Raw genomic sequence first — 19,273 nt, forward strand, 5'->3', positions numbered from 1 at the left:
AGATTTGAATATTGTCAGACTGTGAGAGATATGAGATAATAATTTCACCAACAGGAAACGCGCCAGGGAGATAAATCTTCCTGGTGTTGCTTTTTAACAATTTATGCCTGAGGTTCTGACTGGCAGCCTGTTAAGAGGCGGGCAGACTAGGGTGTGGGAGGACGTTTCTGCGGTCTGGACATGAGCCACAGAGTGGAACAAAGAATACAGGAGGAAATGGCCATGATGGATGTATTTTTGCCGAAAAAGGAAGCGATTGAAAAAGTCCGGAGGGAGAAAAACGCGTTGTTTCTGGAGCAGGAGACGGGATTGCTTCGGCTTCTGCCCCAGACAGATACGGCTGTGCGGATATCCTGGAGCCGGGACGGACAGTTTGAAAAGCGGCAGGGAGAAGTGTATGCGGATTTGTCGGACACGGCTTCCTGGAATTGGAAGGAAGAAGAGAGCAGAATTCTTCTGTGGACAGACAAGCTGTGTCTGGCAATTGACAGACAGACCGGATCCATCCGTTATGAGAAGCCGGACGGGACACTGCTGCTGGCGGAACGCGGGAAGCAGTGCAGGGAGATGGAAAGCTTTCCCGTATACAAAACGGTGGTAAACGATCGAATGGAAGTGGAAGAAGTGGTGACGCCGGACGGAGTAAAAAAGAGGATCAAGGCGGCAGACAGAGTACATGACGGCAATTTGTATCACACCCGGGTCTACTTTGATTTCCAGCCTGGAGAAGTACTGCTGGGGCTGGGGCAGGATGAAGCAGGGGTGTGGGACCTGCGGCATACCACCCGCTATGGACATCAGGCCAACCGCAAGATCGCGCTTCCCATGTTCGTTTCCGGCAGGCAGTATGGGATTCTGTCAGGTACACAGTCTGCGTTTTTGTTCTGTGATACAGGGGAGAAGGCTTATTTCCAGACAGAGGCGGACAGCTTTCTGGACTATTATTTCCTGGGCGGAGAAGGTCTGTTTGAAGTGATACGCGATTTTCGCAGACTCACCGGAAAGGCAGCGATTCCTCCGGAATGGGCTTTCGGCTACATTCAGTCTCAGGAGCGCTATGAAAGCGCGGAGGAACTGATCTCTGTGGCCGGAGAGTTCAGACGGCGGCAGCTGGGACTGGACTGTCTGGTTCTGGACTGGATGTCCTGGGAGAATGGAAAATGGGGGCAGAAAAGCTTCGATCCCGTGCGATTTCCCGATCCTGCGGGACTGATGGAACGTCTGCATGAACAGCAGGTGCATTTCATGCTGTCCATCTGGCCCAATATGAGCAAAGAGACTGAAAATTACCGGGAATTTGCAGAGAGAAAGCTTCTGCTGCCGGGCACGGAAATCTATGATGCTTTTTCACCGGAGGCCAGGCAGCTTTACTGGAAACAGGTGAAGGAGAAGCTCTTTGGCTGCGGCATCGACGCCTGGTGGTGCGATTCCAGTGAACCGTTGTCACCGGAGTGGGAGCGGCGGATGGAACCGGAGGCGGGAGAACTGTATCGGGAATATGTGGAAGAGGCATCAAAAGTTATGCCCGCGGATCAGATCAATGTCTTTGGGCTGTATCATGCCCGGGGGCTCTGGGAAGGCCAGAGAAGCACAGACGACGGAAAGAGAGTGATGAATCTGACCAGAAGCGGATGGGCGGGAAGCCAGAGATACGGAACCGTGCTCTGGTCCGGGGATATTGCGGCAGACTGGGGGACCCTGAGGCATCAGATCGCGGCGGGACTGCAGTTCTGTGCCGGCGGGCTTCCCTACTGGACTCTGGATATCGGGGCTTTCTTCGTTAAGAAAGGGATTCAGTGGTTCTGGAACGGGGAATACCCCGGGGGACTTGAGGATGCCGGTTACAGGGAACTGTATGTGAGGTGGTTCCAGTATGCCGCTTTTCTGCCCATATTCCGGGCCCATGGGACGGATGTGAGAAGGGAACCCTGGCAGTTTGGAGCAGAGGGGGATCTCTTCTATGAAGCGCTGCGGGAGGCGATTCGTCTGCGCTACAGTCTGCTGCCTTATCTGTATTCCCTTGCGGGAGAAGTCTATCTGGAGGACGGCATGATGATGCGTCCGCTGATGTTCGATTTTCCGGAGGATGAGAAGGTATTCCGGATTTCCGACCAGTATATGCTGGGAGACGCACTGATGATTTGTCCGGTGACGGTTCCCATGTATTATGAAAAAGGCGGACGGTCCATAGAGACGGGGACACGGAAAGTGAGGAAGGTATATCTGCCCGCAGGCACAGACTGGTATGACTGGCACACAGGAGAGCGCCTTTCCGGCGGACAGGAGACAGAGACTTCGGCGCCTCTGTCACAGATTCCCGTATTCGTACGGGCAGGTTCCATCATACCTGTGAGAGTGCCTGGCATGAGCAGCGCGGCCATGAGAGGGACACCTGTGACGCTGCAGGTTTATCCCGGAAGAGATGCTGCATTTACACTTTACGAGGATGCGGGAGACGGCTACGGATATGAGGAAGGTGCCTGCTGTCGGACGAGAATTACCTGGGACGAGGAGACCGAACAGGTGGACTGGGTATCGGAAGGAGATCTGGCGTATCGGCAGGGGGAACTGCAGGTAAAGCTTATCCGGGCGGATGCGGTTCAGACACATGAGGAAATGGAAAAACAGTAGTGCGGGCGGGGGAGGCTGCCTCGGGCGAAACTGGAATAGGAGAAGCAGAAAAATGGAGAGAATACATATTTTATGGAACCGGGACTGGAAATTCATGCATGGATATTTCCCGGATGCGGCGGGAGCGGAGTTTGATGATTCAGAATGGTACGACATTGGTCTGCCGCATTCCTTCGGAATTCCCTATTTTATGGAAAAAGATTTTTATGTGGGTTACGGCTGCTATCGGAAACGGCTGTATATTGAAAAGGCGTGGCTGGGCCGGCGGATTCTTCTGGAGTTCCAGGGAGTCTTTCAGGAAACGGAAATCTATGTGAACGGAAGTCTGACCGGCACCCATAAAGGCGGCTATACCGCTTTTGTGACGGATATTACGGATGCCGTGACGGCAGGGGAGAATATCGTGTTTATCAGAGTGAATAATCTCTGGAATCCCAGACTTGCGCCCAGGGCGGGAGAGCATGTGTTCAACGGAGGCATTTACCGGGATGTAAGTCTGATTGTGACAGACCCGGTTCATGTGGCCTGGTATGGAACCTTTGTGACAACGCCGGAAATTTCCGGGGAACGGGCGACAGTGGAGATTGCCACGGAAGTGGAAAATCAGGAAACGTGTGAGGTGGGCTGCCGACTGATTTCTGTTATCCGGTACGAAGAACAGGAAGTGGCGCGGGCAGAGGGAGAGATGACAGTGGGAGCGGGGGAGACCGCGGTGCTTCGACAGCGCACTGCCGTTCTGCAGCCAAAGCTCTGGAGCCCGGAAGCGCCCCGCTTATATCAGGCAGAGACCCTTGTGTATACAGAAGGGCAGCTGAGGGACCGGTATGAGACAACTTTCGGCATCCGCTGGTTTGCGTTCACTGCAGACAGGGGCTTTTTCCTGAACGGGGAACATTATGAGATTCACGGGGCCAATGTTCATCAGGACCATGCGGGCTGGTCGGATGCCGTGACACATACGGGAATCACCCGGGACATCGGGATGGTGAAGGAATGCGGTATGAACTTTATCAGAGGCTCTCATTATCCGCATCACACTTTTTTCGCAGGGGAATGCGACAGACAGGGAGTGCTGTTCTGGTCGGAGAACTGTTTTTGGGGGACCGGAGGAGCGAAGGTGGAAGGATACTGGACTGCCAGCGCCTATCCGGTGAAAGAGGAGGACGAAGCGGAATTTGAGGAGAGCTGTGTCCGCTCTCTTACGGAAATGATCAGGACCAACCGGAATCATCCCAGCATTATCGTGTGGAGTATGTGCAACGAACCCTTTTTCACCGATGCGGCTACAACGGACAAAGCGAAAGCACTGCTGAGAAAGCTGGTGGAGGTTTCTCACAGTCTGGATGCCACGAGACCTGCGGCCATTGGCGGCGCCCAGAGAGGCGGATTTGACACCCTGGGCGATCTGGCGGGCTATAACGGAGACGGCGCGGCGATTTTCCATGATCCGGGATTTCCCAGCTTTGTATCAGAATACGGGAGTACGGTGGCAGACCGGCCGGGAACCTTTGCGTCCCGCTATACGGACGGGGTGGAGCAGCCTTATGCATGGCGCAGCGGCAAGTCGCTCTGGTGCGCGTTCCATCATGGCAGTATCCTGTATGATATGGGGCATATGGGAATCATTGATTATCACAGACTGCCGCTGGATGCCTGGTACTGGTACCGGGAGCAGCTGACGGGAAAGCCGCGGCCGGAGAGTGCGGTGGAGGGAGTTGCTCATGCGCTTACGCTTACCGCGGACCGGGAAGTTATCTCAGATGACGGAACGCAGGATACACAGCTGGTAGTGGCGCTTCTGGATGCGGAGGGCCGGCGCCTATCCAATTCCTGCCAGGTGACACTGTCTGTGGTCAGCGGAGGTGGCAGATTCCCTACCGGAAAACGTTTTGTAATGTCAGCGGAGAAGGGAAGCTTTCTGGACGGTCTGGGTGCCATTGAAATGCGGGGACTCTATGGAGGCGACACTGTGATACGGGCGGAGGCGGAAGGCGTGATTCCGGCGGAAATCCTCATTCATGTGAACGGAGAGGAAAAAAGAGAGGGAGCATTTGAGAATGAATTGCTTCCGCCGCCCAGTGTGATGAAGGCTCCAAAGGGAGAGAAACTTTATGAGATCGGCATAAACCGGCCGGTTTTCAGCAGCAGCGCGGCGGAAAAGTTCCCCGCCCGGAGTGTCACTGACGGAAGCTGGGATACCTGCTGGCGTCCGGCGGAGAAGAAGGACGGAGAATGGATTATGGTGGATATGGAAGGCACAAAGGAAATCCGTGAGATTCGGATAACCTTTGCGGAGATGGCGCATGGAGAATTTGAGGTGTCTCTGTCCGGGAACAGGGAGGGATTCGAAGTGCTTTATGTGTCCGGAGAGAGACCGGAGCTGACCCATCTGACCTTAAAACCTCAGGATAAAGAGGCACGTTTTATCCGGATTCGCTTTTTGGAACAGGCGGTGGGTGTCCGCAGGATGGAGATACTGGCATAGAGGAGTGTGTAAAAAGGCGATGTTTCAGAACAGCAGTGAAGCGGATGCGGTGTTCGAGGCGGCCGGCAGGAAGGGGATATTTGTCATGGAAGCGCTTTGGAGCAGATTTTTGCCTGCCGTGCGGAAGGCAGGGCAATGGGTGGCAGAGGGAAGAACAGGTGTGCCGGAGATCGCGCAGTGCGCTATTGGTTTTGCGGCGCCTGAAGGCAGGGAAAACAGATATTTTAATCCGGTTCTTGGAGGCGGGGCGGCGAAGGACATTAACCTTTGGACTGGCCTGTTTTAAGCCTGCAAAAGGCTGATATCACTTCATTTCGGCAATCTTTCTGTATACTTCGTCGATACTGGTATGTTCGGAAATCACATGGATGTCGTGGGGCTCCATGTCAAAACTGCCATGCCTTTTTTCCAACATAGCTGCTACCGGTGCCGGCAGATTACCATGCATCCGCCCGGCGAAGCGCTTTTTTATGATTTCCAAATCTGCTGTTACCAAAACGCGGATACATCCATCGGGCAACAGCGGCAGGTGTTCCCTTTCCGAAATTACATAGATGATATTCTCACCGTTGACGGCTTCAAGCAGCTTTGTCCGGAAAGACTGCTTTGCGGCAGCTTCGCTTTTTTCCAGGCGAAGATAATCCCGGCCTGTATAAACCTGTGCATGTATACTCTCTTTTAATTTGTCTGCAAGGGTGGATTTGCCCGTACAGCTCTCACCAAAAATTCCAATCACCATTGTTGTCTGCTCCTGTCAATTTTCTGTTCTGACTTTTTCATTGTTGTCTATTTATATCATTGTTCTCCGGGTACAAGTATCGTGCCATGGCCGACAAAATCGATGTGCTCCAAAGCCGCATTTGTGCCGCCGAACATATTATTGGCACCGACGGCAATGTGAAAAGTGCCGCACATTTTTTCATCCAAAACGGTATAACCGCACAGTTCCGTCACATTGGGGTTCATGCCAAAACCCAGCTCGCAGACAACTTTGTTCTCCAGCGGCTGCTTCTCGAAAAAGGCGGTGATTTCAGGATGGCTGCTGCCGCGTATCTGTCCGTTAGCAATATGCAGCAGAACCTGCTCGTATTTTGTGCCGTCAAGGTAGAAAGCTTCAAAATAAACTGTCCCCCAGGTTTTGTTCTCCACCGGGGCGATGTAAATCTCGCCGCAGGGAAGGTCGCCGTCCCCGGCGTCAATATGCCACACTCTGTCGGCCAGCTCAAAAGAAAGCTCACAATCCTTCCCTGTGTGGAGCAATACTTTGTCCACTCCTTCAAAACGGTCTTTTGCCTGTCTGCAGGCTTCATAAACCGCAGCATAGTCGACATCATAGGCTTTCTCCATACGCAGAATATAGTCCTGGGGATCGAGACCGGATTCTTCTGCGTTTGCCATGGTGGGGATTCTGATTTGCGTAAAGCGTTTACAGTTCATGAGCTTTGAAAAGAGCTGTGCCATATATCTGCGGTAGAGCTCAAATTTGTCAGGATCTATTTCAAAGCCAAGAATGACGGGTTGATAAGCGAAAACATCAAGCACCGCATCAAACTTTGTGAACAAATCAAAATATTGCTCATTGTAACAGCTTTCTTTTGCTGTGAGGAAGATGTCCCGATTTACAGATCGAGACTGCTGCAGCAATACGGGTGTGGCCCCTGTATCCGCCACAGCTGTCATGAAATTGTTTGCAATCTCCTTGTCAGCGTCCTCTCCCCAGAAATGAATCAGGATCATTTCACCGGAAGAGACACCGCTGGCTTTCACAATTTTAGATACAATTTTTCTGTCCATTTATCTTAAACCTCCAATCTGGATTTGATTATATCATCGCGACATTAAAAAAACAAGTTTAATTTTATAGTTATAAAAATAAATTTTCGGATGATGGCTGTTTTCCATAAACTGCCTGGAAGCATACAATGAAAGGGCCGAAACCGGACAGATGCATTTCAGCCCTGTCTGACAGCATTCCGGAGGCACATATATTGTGATATTCTGTGCGCATGATATAATGACCTTAAAATATTCCGGAGAAAAGGGAACAGATCATGAAGATAACGCTGCAGAAAGTGGATGGGGAAGAGGAAGAAGTCATTATCAGATATCGGGAAATGACCTGGGAGATATCGGATGTGGTCAGATTGCTTTCCGGCGGCGGGCGCAGGCTGTCGGGCGTGAAAGAGGACGGGGAAGCGAGGTATTATTTTACTCCGGAAGAAGTCTATTACTTTGAGAGCGTGGACGGTCGTATATATGCCTATCTGGAGAAGGCTGTTTACCGGATCAGAGAAAGTCTGGAAGATATCTCGGAGCAGTATGCGGAGCTGGGGATTGTCCGATGCTCCAGGACCATGGCGGTGAATCTGTATCAGGTGGAGTGGCTGAAAAGTCAGCCGGGAGGGCGGATTCTGGCATCGCTCAGGAACGGAGAGAACATTGTCATATCCAGAAGGTATGCGGGAGAGCTGCGAAGACAGCTGCGGAGAGGAGGCGGAGTATGAAAGAGGGGTATGAAGAACATATAAGGAGGGACTGGAAGGCAGTGGGGAAAGAATATGAGAGAGTATGCCAAAAAAAGAACGAAGAGGAATCAGGGGAAATGCGGTGCAGCAGGAAAAAGGAAAAGTGGCTTCACTGGCTGGGAACGGAAGTTGCCGTGGAATATAAGGCCTGCCTTTATTTTTTTGCGATTCTTTTCTATTATTCCCTATATCAGGTTACCAGGGGAATTTATACGGTCAGTCTGGTACATATGATGGAGATGATTTTTGCGACTTATGGAATGGGATATCTGCAGGTATTAGCTCTGGACAATTTTGACGAGGCAGAACATTTTCGGAGGAAGGAACTGGCTCTGTCGCTGCTTTGCGCTGCACTATATACGGCTGTCAGTTACCTTTTTGAGTGGTTTGACAGGAAAGTACCGGCGACAGGAGGGTTTTTCCTTTACTGTATGGCGGCTTATGGATGTGCTTATCTGGCCAATAAGTGGAAACGATATGTGGACACAATGAGGCTGAATGCAATGCTTCGGGCTTATCAGAAAGGGGAGAAAAAGGAATGACATGTGCCATAGAGACGAGAAATCTGACGAAAAATTACGGCGGGAACAGGGGAATCAGAAATGTGAATCTGGTTGTGGAGGAGGGGGATATTTTCGGATATCTGGGGCCTAACGGCGCCGGGAAATCCACCTCTATCCGCTGTCTGCTGGGCATGATACATCCCTCATCCGGCGAGGCGTATGTGCTGGGGAAGCAGGTGGGAAGAGAGCAGACAGAGATTCTGAAGTGTACAGGCTATATGCCGTCGGAAGCTTTTTTTTACCCGTCTATGAGTGTGGATGAAGTGATTCGATATGCGGCAAAGGTGCGTGGACTGGATTGCAGCGGTGAGGCGAACCGTCTGTGTGACAGACTGGAAGTGGACAGAAAGAAGAAAATCGGACAACTGTCCCTGGGAAACCGGAAAAAGGTGGGAATTGTGTGCGCGCTGCAGCATAAGCCGGATTTGATTATTATGGACGAGCCCACTTCGGGGCTGGACCCGCTGATGCAGGAGGCATTTTTTGCGCTGCTGATGGAGAGAAACCGGGAAGGAGCCACCTGTTTTCTTTCTTCCCATGTACTGCAGGAGGTAAAACGGTACTGCAGGAATGCGGGCATCATCAGGGACGGGGAACTGATAAAGGTGGAATCTGTGGAGAATCTGACGAAGACCAGCCTGCGCAGGGTAAAGGTGGCTGTACCGGAAGCGCTGCAGGGGCGGCTGCTGGAGAGGCTGGCCGGCGTGGAAGGAATGTCGGAAATGACCAGGCGGGGAGTGGAGATTTCCTTTTCCTGTCGGGGAGAGACGAAGAGGCTGCTGGAAGCGCTGGACGGCCTGGAGATCGAAGATTTGCTGATTGCGGAGCCTTCTCTGGAGGAAGTGTTTCTGCATTTTTATGACTGAGGGAGGAAACATATGCATTTATTCTGGCAGGAATGTAAAATGAACTTAAAGATGCTGCTGATCTGGGCATTCTGTGTGGGAGGACTGAGTTTCGGCTGTCTGTGTCTGTACCACAGTGTGGCAGATTCCGTGGGGCAAATGTCGGATGTCTTTGCCGATATGGGGGCATTTTCGGAGGCGCTGGGCATGGATAAGATGGGAATCGGTACACTGGAAGGTTATTATGCCGTGGAGATCTGCATTCTGATTTCTCTGGGAGGCGCCATGTTTGCCGCCATGTTGGGGGCAGGAATACTGGCAAAGGAGGAGGAAGGACATACCTGTGAATTCCTGAATGCGCTTCCGCTGGGGAGAGGAAGAATTATCGGGGAAAAGTATGCCGCCATGTTCGCATTGCTGGCAGCGTTTCATGGAATCTGTGTGGCCTGCAGCCTGGCCGGGTTTGCCTGGATGGGCAGTATGCCGGATGTGGGGCATTTTGTCGGATATCATGGGGCGGTGTTCCTGATGTGCCTGGAAATGGGGACTGTCTGTTTTCTGCTGTCTGCGCTGCAAAGCAGGAAACCGCTGGGACTGTCCATTGGCATTGCCGTGCTTTTCTATCTGCTGGATCTGTTTGGGAGAGTGATTCCCGCGCTGAGGAAACTGAAAGTGCTGAATCCTTTCTCTTACAGCAACGGGGCAGATATTTTCTCTGAGGGAAAGGCACCGGACGGCGCCTGGGCTGCTGGTGCGGCAGTGACGATTCTGGCGCTGGGGCTGGCTGTGTGGGTATATCGGAGAAGGGATTTGGTTTGACACAGCTTTTCGGGAATGGTATACTTGAAAATATGGTAATTCAGGATTTGGATTAAATCACATTGACAGAATAAAAGGGAGGAAGCGCAGATATGGAAGAAAACGCATATATTCATGTGGATCACGGAATCCTGAAACAAATAGATGAGAACATGCCTCCCGAGGAAGAGCTGCAGGACCTGGCGGAATTTTTCAAGGTGTTCGGGGATGGGACAAGGCTGAAGATTCTGTATGTGCTTCTTACAGCCGAGATGTGTGTGTATGATATAGCAGCAGTCCTCAATATGTCTCAGTCGGCGATTTCTCACCAGCTGCGGGTACTGAAGCAGATGGATCTGGTAAAAAACCGCCGGGAGGGCAAGACGATATTTTATTCCCTGGCAGATTCCCATATTGTAACCATTCTCAGCCAGGGGCTGGACCATATTGAAGAGTGAAGATGCTTTTCACAGTTGTAAACCGGATGCTGTGGGGTGCAGCAGAACAGTCAGGAAAGAAGCCGCCAGGATTACTGCGCGGCTTCTCTTGCCCCATGGAAGGCCTCATAACTGCTGCTGCCCAGCGGGGAATGATACAATGTGAAATCATCTCCGAACTGCTGGAAATAGACATACTGAGAGGTCATGTTGATTCTGGTATAATTGCCTTCAGCAACAGCCTTTGCCTCGGTGCCGTCTGTGCGCATACACATCAGCTTTGCGTCGGCGCCGTTTTTCTGATAGTAGATATAACCGCCGCCAACGTTGAAGCAGTCGGCTCTGTCCTGGGTCAGCACTTCTATCACATCCTGTGTCCGGGAATACCGGCATATTCTGTAGTCATTGGCCACATCCATGTAATAGATATAATCCCCGTCCACAATCGGATACCAGATATTTCCCTTCCAGATTTCACGGGAGACATCGGTGGCAGTGTCCAGGCTGTAGAGATAATGATCGCCCCGGGTTCCGTTGTAATAAATGATGCCATTGTACGCGCAGGCGGGATTGATAAGATAATCTGCCAGCATCACCTGATCGGTATTGTTGATTTTCACTTTATAAAAGGAAGGACCGGTCTTGGTGGAGGTGAGCAGATAGAGATAATTGTCCACCAGCTGACCTGTCACCACGATATCATTGGTCAGGGATTCGGCATTGCTTCCGTTCAGCCTGCTGCGCTGAAAGGATTTGATTCCCAGGGCATCGCCGAAATCGGTGATTGCGGCAGAGTTGCCGGTATGGAAATAGTACAGGTATTTTCCTCCGGCCAGAATATTGCGTACTTCCAGACCGTTTATCCTGCGGATATTGCTTTCGTCCGGATTCATGGCAAAAAGTCCGCCGCCGGGAAAACTGTTGTAAAAATATACCGTGCCGTCATATTCGCAGAAGTATCCGTCGTTGTTCAGATTCCCTGCCGTATTGCCCACGGTTCCCGCCGGGTTCATTGTGACGCGCTGGGAGAGCACGAGCAGAACCGCCACGGAGACCAGCAGAAGGCATGCGATGACGGATATTGTAATTTTTGCTGCTTTGTTCATAAAAACCTCCACTTGAATGTTTGACAGTCGAACTGTTAAACTATAATTGTAAAGTTATTTTACACCCCTTTTCGCTTGCTATCAAGCTTGATTTGGTATAATATAGAAAAAAGAATCAATTTAGTGATACAGATGAAACAAAGGAGCCGGGTAGGATGGATTTACTGGAATTGCGTGAACAGATAGACAACATTGACGAACAGATTGTGAGATTGTACGAGCAGCGCATGAATGTCTGCAGACAGGTGGCGGAGTACAAAATTTCCACGGGGAAGAAAGTTTTTGACAGGCAGAGGGAAATGGAAAAGCTGGCGAAAGTCAGGGCATTGACCCACAATGAGTTCAATCGCTGCGGAGTGGAGGAGCTTTTTGAGCAGATTATGTCCATGAGCAGAAAGCTTCAGTATCAGCTTCTGTCGGAGAGCGGAAGTCTGGGAAAGCTGCCTTTTATCGGTGTGGATGAGCTGGAGACAGGAAAGGCCAGGGTGGTGTTCCAGGGAGCAGAAGGCGCTTATTCACAGGCGGCTATGGTAGAATATTTCGGAGATGCGGTGAACAGTTTTCATGTGGATACGTTCCGGGATGCCATGAATGCCATAGACGAGGGCAGCGCGGATTTTGCAGTGCTTCCCATAGAGAATTCCACAGCCGGGATTGTCAGTGAAATCTATGATATGCTGCAGGAATATGAGAATTATATCGTGGGAGAGCAGATTATTCGGATTGAGCACTGCCTTCTGGGGGTGCCGGGGGCTGCTCTGGATGATATCAGAACGGTTTATTCCCATCCACAGTCCCTGATGCAGAGTGCCCGGTACCTGGAATTGCACCACTGGCAGCAGATCAGTATGCAGAATAACGCTTTTGCTGCCCGGAAAGTGGCGGAAGAGCAGGACAGGAGCCAGGCCGCCATAGCCAGCGAATATGCGGGAGGAATCTACGGGCTGGAGGTGCTGCAGCGCAAAGTGAATCATTCCGGAACCAATTCCACCAGATTTATTATCGTTACCAACCAGAAGATATTCCGGAAGGATGCGAAGAAAGTCAGCATCTGTTTTGAGGTTCCCCATGAGAGCGGCTCTCTTTATCACATGCTGTCTCACTTTATCTATAATAACCTGAATATGACGAAAATCGAGAGTCGTCCCATTGAAGACAGGAACTGGGAGTACAGATTTTTCATTGATTTTGAAGGAAATCTGGCGGACAGTGCGGTGAAGAACGCATTGCGGGGACTGCGGGATGAGGCGAGGAATATGAAAATTCTGGGGAACTATTAGGAGAGGACATTTGGTCGGAAAGGTTTGAAGGCGGATATGAGACGACAGGAATTAATGATATACAGAGATTTTCCGAGAGGGAGTGATAAACTTCTGATCTATGTGGAAAATCTGGTGATGAAGTATGAGGATGGCATTCCGGAAAAGCCGGCGGCATTTGGGCCGAATTCCATGAGAAGTATGGCGGGAGATTTCTATGAATGTATTCATGAACTGATTGCACAGGCAGGAAATTACGGATTTCATGGCAATCTGTGGCACTGCTATCTGACCCATCTGCTTGTGATCAGTGAGAACGGTTACAGCCGGGCCTGTGAGCTTCGGGGAAAAGCGGAGGGAACCATTAACGCGGCGGTTCTTCATGACATGGAAATCTTCAGAGAATTTTTTGAGTATGATTTTGGGCCCCTGTGTGAGAAATTTCATGTGACAGAATTTTCCATGGTGGAGCATTATGAGGGCGACAGAATGGAGACCGGGGTTTACAATGCCCGAATCTGTAAGTGTATCTGCGGACTGGCGGAAGAACTCGGCAGAAGCGGCAGTGCCGAAGAAATGAAGGATATTCTGACAGGATTTTACGGCAGATACGGGGTGGGCAGATTTGGACTGCACAAATGCTTCCGGATAGACAGGGGGAAGACGGGAGAAATGTGTATCGAGCCCATTCCACGCATCACCCATGTAAAGCTGGATGACCTGGTGGGGTATGAGATTCAGAAGAAAAAGCTCATTGACAACACAGAGGCGTTTGTGGCGGGGAGACGTGCCAACAACTGCCTGCTGTTCGGAGATGCAGGTACGGGAAAGTCCTCCTGCATCAAGGCAATTGCCAACGAATATTATGACAGAGGACTGAGGGTCATTGAAGTCTATAAGCACCAGTTCCAGGATCTCAACGAGGTAATTACCCGGATTAAGGGACGCAACTATAAATTTATCATTTTTATGGATGACCTGAGCTTTGAAGATTTTGAGATTGAATATAAGTATCTGAAAGCGGTTATCGAGGGAGGATTGGAGAAAAAGCCGGAAAATATCCTGATCTATGCCACTTCCAACAGACGCCATCTGATTCGGGAGAACTATGGGGATAAAACGGAAGACGGACATTTCCCGGAAGTGCGGCAGGATATGCACACCAGCGATACTGTGCAGGAGAAGCTGTCTCTGGCATACCGCTTCGGCGTCACGATCTATTTCGGCACACCGGACAAGAGACAGTTCCAGGGCATTGTAAAAGCGCTGGCAGAGAGAAACGGCGTGACCATGCCGGAAGAAGAGCTGCTGCTGGAGGCCAACAAGTGGGAGCTTTCTCACGGCGGTCTTTCCGGCCGTACGGCCCAGCAGTTTATCGATTATATCTGCGGGACACTGCGGAACTAAAAAACGGACAGTGGGCAGCGGAACTAAAAAACAGCAGTCCCAATGAACAATGCCCGGAAGAATTTACGGACACAAGGTGGCCGGGAATTCTTCCCTGAAGGGCATTGGAAATTGGGAAGCGGAACTAAATTAACGAGGAGGTGAACCAGTTGACCGTCAGAACATTTGCGGCAATTGATGTGGGCAGCTATGAGCTGACCATTAAAATATTTGAATTTTCCGGGAAAAACAGTATGCGGGAAATCGACTGTGTGAGTAAGCGACTGGATTTAGGGGCGGATACCTTTGCCATGGGCAAGATCAGCAACGAGAAGATGGACGAACTCTGCCGGACGCTGAAGGATTTTTCCGATATTATGAAGTCTTACAGGGTGGTGGGCTATAAGGCTTACGGCACCAGTGCTATCCGGGAGACGAAGAACACCACTATCGTTCAGGACCAGATTGCCCAGCGCACGGGAATCAAGGTGGAGACTCTGGGCAACTCGGAGCAGCGGTTTCTGGATTATAAATCCGTGGCTTCCAAAGGAGAGAGCTTTCGGAAGATTATAGAGGAGAAAACGGCGATTCTGGATATTGGAGGAGGGAGCATTCAGCTGTCACTGTTTGACAAGGACACTCTGGTATCCACGCAGAATCTGCGTCTTGGTGTACTGCGGCTGCAGGATTACCTGAACCGTTTCTCGGTGAAGAGCTCTCAGACGGAAGAGCTGATCAACGAGATGGCCATGGCCCGGCTGGATACATATAAGAAGCTCTACCTGAACAATAAGGAGATCCGGAATCTGATTGTGGTGGACGATTATCTCAGCCCCTGGGCAGTGCGGCGAAGCGGGAAGGACGCGGGAAGGACTTTTCTGGACAGAGCGGAATTCCTGCGCATTTTTGAAGTGCTGCGCGGTAAGAACCCGGCGCAGATTGCCGCCTATATGGATATTTCGGAGGAGCGGGTTCCGCTGTTGTTCATCAGTGCGGTCCTGATTAAATATATTGCGGAGATGATGGGAATTGAGCGTGTCTGGCTGCCGGGAGTGACACTCTGTGACGGAATTGCCTATGAATACGCGGAAAAAATCAAAATGTTCCAGGGAGAGCATGATTTCGAAGAAGACATTATCGCCTGTGCCGTCAATATCAGCAAGCGCTATATGGGAAGCCGGAAACGTTCGGAGATACTGGAAAATTTCACAATGACCATCTTCGACAGTATGAAAAAGGTCCATGGCCTGGGGAAGCGGGAGCGGCTTTATCTGCGGCTGGCCGCCATTCTGCATGACTGTGGCAAATACATCAGTATGGTGAATATCGGGGAGACTTCATTCCAGATTGTCATGGCTACGGAAATCATCGGCCTGTCTCAGCAGGAGAGAGAGATTGTAGCCAATGTGGTGCGCTTTAATCACAGTAAATTCGTCTATGACGGTCAGGAAGCCAGTCTGGACTGGAACCGGGAATCCTTCCTGATGGTAGCCAAGCTGACGGCTATTCTGCGGCTGGCCAACAGTCTGGACAGAAGCCATAAGCAGAAGCTGAAAGGCCTGAAGGCAGTTTTAAAGGAGAATCAGTTGGTGCTGACTGTGGACACACAGGAGGATATCACTTTGGAAAAGGGCTTTTTTGAAGCAAATGGGGACTTTTTCAAAGAAGTATTCAGTGTGGAACCTGTATTGAAGCAGAGAAAAATATTTTAAGACGGGGTGAGGAAAATTATGGGTGAAATCGATTTTTATGATCCGAAATATTACACGAACAGAGAAATCAGCTGGATTTTGTTTGATCAGAGAGTATTGAACGAGGCCCGGGATAAGACGATCCCGTTGTTTGAACGCCTGAAATTTTTAAGCATCACAGCCAGCAATCTGGATGAATTTTTCATGATTCGGGTGGCGTCTCTGAAGGATATGGTCAATGCAAAGTATCAGAAGCCGGATATAGCGGGACTGACGCCCCAGGAACAGCTGGACTTGCTGGATGTGGCTATTCACGAACTGGTGGATCTGCAGTACACCACATATAATCGCTCTCTTATGCCCAAACTGAAACAGAACGGCCTGCAGATTATCCGCAGATATGAAGATCTGACCAGGAAGGAAGCGGAATTTGCGGATAAGTATTTTGAGGAAAATGTATACCCCGTACTGACGCCCATGGCGGTAGATTCTTCCAGGCCCTTTCCGCTGATACGCAACAAGACCCTGAACATCGCGGCGCTGGTGCACAAGAAGGAAAAGGGCAGCGAGCTGGAATTTGCCACCGTGCAGGTGCCCGGCGTGCTCAGCCGCATTGTGGAGCTGCCCACTAACGGTGGAGCGCGCAAAATTATCTTCCTGGAGGAAATTATCGAACGGAATATGCACAAACTTTTTCTGAATTATGACATTGTGTGTGCATACCCGTTCAGGATAATGCGGAATGCTGATCTGACGATTGAGGAGGATGAGGCTGCGGATCTGCTGAAGGAAATTGAGAAGCAGCTGAAGAAGCGTCAGTGGGGAGAAGCCATTCGACTGGAGGTGGCGGCTCACTGCGATAAAAGACTGCTGAAAATTCTTCGGGATGAACTGCATATAGAGGAGCATAACATTTATACTATAGATGGCCCGCTGGATCTGACAGTGCTGATGAAGCTGTACGGGCTGGAAGGATTCGAGCATCTGAAGTCGCCGAAGCACATTCCTCAGCTGGTGCCGCAGCTTCCTCCCGGCAGCAGAATATTTGACGAGATTCGGAGAAACGATATCCTTCTGCACCATCCTTACCAGACCTTTGAACCGGTGGTGGAATTTATCCGTCAGGCGGCAAAGGATCCGGAAGTGCTGGCCATTAAGCAGACCCTGTATCGGGTCAGTGGCAATTCTCCCATCATTGCGGCGCTGGCCCAGGCTGCGGAGAACGGAAAGCAGGTGACAGTGCTGGTGGAGCTGAAGGCCCGCTTTGACGAAGAGAACAATATTGTGTGGGCGAGGATGCTGGAGAAGGCAGGCTGCCATGTAATCTATGGTCTGGTGGGGCTGAAGACCCACAGCAAGATTACGCTGGTGGTGCGCAGAGAAGAGGATGGCATCAGGCGCTATGTACATCTGGGAACCGGAAATTACAATGATGCCACGGCTAAGCTGTACACGGATATCGGACTGCTGACCTGCTCTGAGGCTATCGGGGAGGATGCCACCGCAGTATTCAACATGCTGTCGGGATATTCCGAGCCTCTGGTGTGGAACAAGCTGTCTCTGGCGCCGCTGTGGCTGAAAAAGCGTTTCTGCTATCTGATTGAGCGGGAGAAAAAATACGCACTGGACGGAAGGCCTGCCCGTATCATTGCCAAGATGAATTCTCTCTGTGATCAGGACATTATTGCATCCCTGTATGCCGCGTCGGCGGCAGGTGTCAAAATAGACCTGATTGTCCGGGGAATCTGCTGCCTGAAGACAGGAATCAAAGGTGTCAGCGAGAATATTACGGTCCGTTCGATTGTAGGTGATTTTCTGGAGCACAGCAGAATTTTCTATTTTGAGAATGATGAACATTACGAAATTTACTGTGGCAGTGCGGACTGGATGCCACGCAATCTGGAGCGGCGTGTGGAAATCCTGTTCCCGGTGGACAGACCGGAGCTGAAGGAGAGACTGCTGCGCATACTGCAGAGTCAGCTGAAGGATAATGTAAAGGCTTCGGTATTGCGGGGGGACGGCTCCTATGAGCGGGCCAGCAAGAGAGGACAGCAGCTGCGCTGGTCCCAGAAGGAATTCTGTACGGAAGCCATTGCGGAGGCGAAAGCGGCGTTCGAGGAGGACAGCCGGACCACCAGAACCTTTGTGCCGGAGATTCATCACGAGTCGTAAGAGTATTGCAGATTTTACAGTACCCACTGCCGCCCGGGTGATCATTCCGATTACCGGGTATTTCGTGAGAGCATGAGCACCAGGCGGAGCCGGAAAGGTAAAGCTGGAGACAGTAACAGGAGGCGGAGATGAGAATCATACTGGCATCGGCGTCGCCCCGTAGACGGGAGCTGCTGACGCAGATAGGAATTGACTTTGAAGTCAGAATAAGTCACATGGAAGAGAAAACGTCCGTATCGGAACCTGCTCTGATGGTAGAGGAGCTGGCGCGGCAGAAGGCGGAGGCAGTGCTGACGTCTGAGGAGGACACCGGGGAAGATGTTCTGGTAATCGGAGCGGATACGGTGGTGGCTTTGGAGGGAAACATTCTGGGCAAGCCTGTGGATGAGGCGCAGGCCAGTGAAATGCTGAGGGGACTTTCCGGGAAAAGTCATGAAGTGTATACCGGCGTGGCGCTGCTTTTTCGAAAGGGTGGCAGGGAAGAGCGTATTATACAGCGCAGGGTGTTCCATGAAGTGACAAGAGTGAATTTTTACCCGCTGACAGAAGCGGAGATAACCGCCTATGTGGCGGCAGGGGAGAGTATGGATAAGGCGGGAGCCTATGGGATCCAGGGAATTTTTGCCCGATATGTGAGAAGTATAGAGGGTGATTACAATAACGTGGTGGGGCTGCCGGTAAGCAGACTTTACCAGGAGGCAAAGGAGTGGACGGAATGGTGAAGAGAGCGGTGATTTTTGATCTGGACGGAACACTTTCCGATTCCATTCACAGTATAAAATACAGCGGGGACCGAACCATGGAGCAATTCGGCTATGGCCCTTTTTCTGTAGAACAATATAAATATTTCATTGGAGACGGGGCGGCGAATCTGGTCAGACGTGCGCTGGCAGCCGGCGGAGACAGGGAGCTTGTGCATTTTGAGGAGGCCTATGCTCTTTACAGAGAAATATTCAGGGAAAACTGCATGTATAGGGTGCGGCCCTACGAGGGGATTCCGGAACTGCTTGCGGCATTAAAGGCTCAGGAGATCAAGCTGGCGGTGCTCTCCAATAAGCCTCACGCGGAGACTGTCAACGTAATTGAAACGCTGTTCGGAAAAACGTGCTTTGACGTGATACAGGGGCAGAAGGAATCCGTCCCGATCAAGCCAAGTCCGGAAGGCGTTTTCAGGATATTGGAGAAGCTTGGACTGACGGCGGCGGATACACTGTATCTGGGAGATACAGCCACAGACATGAAGACCGGGAAAAATGCCGGTATCTTTACCGTAGGTGCGCTCTGGGGCTTCAGGGAGCGAAAGGAGCTGGATGAAGCAGGTGCGGATGCGGTGATTGAATATCCGCTGGAATTGTTGCGATATACAGATTGATTT

17 protein-coding genes are annotated in these 19,273 nt (G+C 51.0%); 14 read left to right on the forward strand and 3 right to left on the reverse strand.

The annotated features are described in order from the left end of the window. Window positions 1-222 precede the first annotated feature (222 nt). Genes NSB25_RS16410 through NSB25_RS16420 form a run of 3 tightly spaced genes read left to right on the forward strand, consistent with a single transcriptional unit; the run spans window position 223 to window position 5,402 of the window. Window positions 223-2,631 (forward strand): glycoside hydrolase family 31 protein, encoded by a 2,409-nt coding sequence (locus NSB25_RS16410; protein WP_103240643.1) that lies wholly within the window; start codon window positions 223-225, stop codon window positions 2,629-2,631. 52 nt (window positions 2,632-2,683) lie between these two features. Further along, the gene (locus tag NSB25_RS16415) at window positions 2,684-5,116 is read left to right on the forward strand and encodes a glycoside hydrolase family 2 protein (protein WP_172455162.1); all 2,433 of its coding nucleotides are present in this window, start codon (window positions 2,684-2,686) and stop codon (window positions 5,114-5,116) included. Window positions 5,117-5,135: 19 nt separating this feature from the next. Further along, window positions 5,136-5,402, forward strand: coding sequence for a Gfo/Idh/MocA family oxidoreductase (locus tag NSB25_RS16420; protein ID WP_103240589.1), 267 nt, complete (start codon window positions 5,136-5,138; stop codon window positions 5,400-5,402). Window positions 5,403-5,420: 18 nt separating this feature from the next. Here NSB25_RS16420 and NSB25_RS16425 read toward each other — a convergent pair whose 3' ends face one another. Together NSB25_RS16425 and NSB25_RS16430 are read right to left on the reverse strand one after the other, a co-directional pair. Next, window positions 5,421-5,855 (reverse strand): DEAD/DEAH box helicase family protein, encoded by a 435-nt coding sequence (locus NSB25_RS16425; protein ID WP_103240588.1) that lies wholly within the window; start codon window positions 5,853-5,855, stop codon window positions 5,421-5,423. 56 nt (window positions 5,856-5,911) lie between these two features. Further along, on the reverse strand, window positions 5,912-6,910 hold the full coding sequence (locus NSB25_RS16430; protein WP_103240587.1) for an aminopeptidase: 999 nt from the start codon (window positions 6,908-6,910) through the stop codon (window positions 5,912-5,914). Between the two features lie 257 nt (window positions 6,911-7,167). Here NSB25_RS16430 and NSB25_RS16435 point away from each other — a divergent pair, with 257 nt between their 5' ends. The 5 genes from NSB25_RS16435 to NSB25_RS16455 all read left to right on the forward strand — a co-directional run bounded on the left by NSB25_RS16435 (window position 7,168) and on the right by NSB25_RS16455 (window position 10,305). Continuing rightward, a complete protein-coding gene (locus NSB25_RS16435; protein ID WP_103240586.1) occupies window positions 7,168-7,620 on the forward strand; it encodes a LytTR family DNA-binding domain-containing protein in 453 nt (150 codons plus the stop codon). Beyond that, window positions 7,617-8,183 (forward strand): DUF3021 domain-containing protein, encoded by a 567-nt coding sequence (locus tag NSB25_RS16440; protein WP_103240585.1) that lies wholly within the window; start codon window positions 7,617-7,619, stop codon window positions 8,181-8,183. Before NSB25_RS16435 ends, NSB25_RS16440 begins: the two co-directional genes overlap by 4 nt. After that, window positions 8,180-9,070, forward strand: a complete 891-nt coding sequence (locus NSB25_RS16445; protein WP_103240584.1) for an ABC transporter ATP-binding protein — start codon at window positions 8,180-8,182, stop codon at window positions 9,068-9,070. The genes NSB25_RS16440 and NSB25_RS16445 overlap by 4 nt, the downstream gene beginning before the upstream one ends. Window positions 9,071-9,082: 12 nt before the next feature. Further along, entirely contained in the window at window positions 9,083-9,868 is a 786-nt protein-coding gene (locus tag NSB25_RS16450) for an ABC transporter permease subunit (RefSeq protein WP_103240583.1), read from the forward strand. Window positions 9,869-9,960: 92 nt separating this feature from the next. After that, complete coding sequence (locus NSB25_RS16455; RefSeq protein ID WP_103240582.1) at window positions 9,961-10,305, forward strand: ArsR/SmtB family transcription factor; 345 nt, start codon at window positions 9,961-9,963, stop codon at window positions 10,303-10,305. A gap of 71 nt (window positions 10,306-10,376) precedes the next feature. Here the strand turns inward: NSB25_RS16455 and NSB25_RS16460 are convergent, their stop codons facing one another. Beyond that, on the reverse strand, window positions 10,377-11,390 hold the full coding sequence (locus tag NSB25_RS16460) for a DUF5050 domain-containing protein (RefSeq protein WP_103240581.1): 1,014 nt from the start codon (window positions 11,388-11,390) through the stop codon (window positions 10,377-10,379). Between the two features lie 155 nt (window positions 11,391-11,545). On the opposite strand from NSB25_RS16460, the gene pheA reads away from it, so the two are divergent. The 6 genes from pheA (at window position 11,546) to NSB25_RS16490 (ending at window position 19,270) form a co-directional block, all read left to right on the forward strand. Then, the gene (gene pheA / locus NSB25_RS16465; RefSeq protein WP_103240580.1) at window positions 11,546-12,670 is read left to right on the forward strand and encodes a prephenate dehydratase; all 1,125 of its coding nucleotides are present in this window, start codon (window positions 11,546-11,548) and stop codon (window positions 12,668-12,670) included. A gap of 36 nt (window positions 12,671-12,706) precedes the next feature. After that, on the forward strand, window positions 12,707-14,056 hold the full coding sequence (locus NSB25_RS16470; RefSeq protein ID WP_103240642.1) for an ATP-binding protein: 1,350 nt from the start codon (window positions 12,707-12,709) through the stop codon (window positions 14,054-14,056). Window positions 14,057-14,205: 149 nt separating this feature from the next. Then, the gene (locus tag NSB25_RS16475) at window positions 14,206-15,747 is read left to right on the forward strand and encodes a Ppx/GppA phosphatase family protein (RefSeq protein ID WP_242982484.1); all 1,542 of its coding nucleotides are present in this window, start codon (window positions 14,206-14,208) and stop codon (window positions 15,745-15,747) included. Window positions 15,748-15,765: 18 nt separating this feature from the next. Then, a complete protein-coding gene (locus tag NSB25_RS16480; RefSeq protein ID WP_103240579.1) occupies window positions 15,766-17,898 on the forward strand; it encodes an RNA degradosome polyphosphate kinase in 2,133 nt (710 codons plus the stop codon). A gap of 128 nt (window positions 17,899-18,026) precedes the next feature. Beyond that, a complete protein-coding gene (locus NSB25_RS16485) occupies window positions 18,027-18,620 on the forward strand; it encodes a Maf family protein (RefSeq protein WP_103240578.1) in 594 nt (197 codons plus the stop codon). Further along, a complete protein-coding gene (locus NSB25_RS16490; RefSeq protein WP_242982487.1) occupies window positions 18,614-19,270 on the forward strand; it encodes an HAD family hydrolase in 657 nt (218 codons plus the stop codon). Before NSB25_RS16485 ends, NSB25_RS16490 begins: the two co-directional genes overlap by 7 nt. The last annotated feature ends 3 nt before the right edge of the window (window positions 19,271-19,273 follow it).

This window comes from Acetatifactor muris, assembly GCF_024623325.1.
Lineage (GTDB): Bacteria > Bacillota > Clostridia > Lachnospirales > Lachnospiraceae > Acetatifactor > Acetatifactor muris.

Bases quoted from the DNA above. Each gene is read 5' to 3' on its own strand.
- NSB25_RS16415 (WP_172455162.1), top strand. From the start codon at position 2,684: ATGGAGAGAATACATATTTTATGGAACCGGGACTGGAAATTCATGCAT.
- NSB25_RS16480 (WP_103240579.1), top strand. From the start codon at position 15,766: ATGGGTGAAATCGATTTTTATGATCCGAAATATTACACGAACAGAGAA.
- NSB25_RS16430 (WP_103240587.1), bottom strand. From the start codon at position 6,910: ATGGACAGAAAAATTGTATCTAAAATTGTGAAAGCCAGCGGTGTCTCT.
- NSB25_RS16425 (WP_103240588.1), bottom strand. From the start codon at position 5,855: ATGGTGATTGGAATTTTTGGTGAGAGCTGTACGGGCAAATCCACCCTT.
- pheA (WP_103240580.1), top strand. From the start codon at position 11,546: ATGGATTTACTGGAATTGCGTGAACAGATAGACAACATTGACGAACAG.
- NSB25_RS16420 (WP_103240589.1), top strand. From the start codon at position 5,136: ATGTTTCAGAACAGCAGTGAAGCGGATGCGGTGTTCGAGGCGGCCGGC.
- NSB25_RS16460 (WP_103240581.1), bottom strand. From the start codon at position 11,390: ATGAACAAAGCAGCAAAAATTACAATATCCGTCATCGCATGCCTTCTG.
- NSB25_RS16490 (WP_242982487.1), top strand. From the start codon at position 18,614: ATGGTGAAGAGAGCGGTGATTTTTGATCTGGACGGAACACTTTCCGAT.
- NSB25_RS16410 (WP_103240643.1), top strand. From the start codon at position 223: ATGATGGATGTATTTTTGCCGAAAAAGGAAGCGATTGAAAAAGTCCGG.
- NSB25_RS16450 (WP_103240583.1), top strand. From the start codon at position 9,083: ATGCATTTATTCTGGCAGGAATGTAAAATGAACTTAAAGATGCTGCTG.
- NSB25_RS16470 (WP_103240642.1), top strand. From the start codon at position 12,707: ATGAGACGACAGGAATTAATGATATACAGAGATTTTCCGAGAGGGAGT.
- NSB25_RS16485 (WP_103240578.1), top strand. From the start codon at position 18,027: ATGAGAATCATACTGGCATCGGCGTCGCCCCGTAGACGGGAGCTGCTG.
- NSB25_RS16435 (WP_103240586.1), top strand. From the start codon at position 7,168: ATGAAGATAACGCTGCAGAAAGTGGATGGGGAAGAGGAAGAAGTCATT.
- NSB25_RS16440 (WP_103240585.1), top strand. From the start codon at position 7,617: ATGAAAGAGGGGTATGAAGAACATATAAGGAGGGACTGGAAGGCAGTG.
- NSB25_RS16445 (WP_103240584.1), top strand. From the start codon at position 8,180: ATGACATGTGCCATAGAGACGAGAAATCTGACGAAAAATTACGGCGGG.
- NSB25_RS16455 (WP_103240582.1), top strand. From the start codon at position 9,961: ATGGAAGAAAACGCATATATTCATGTGGATCACGGAATCCTGAAACAA.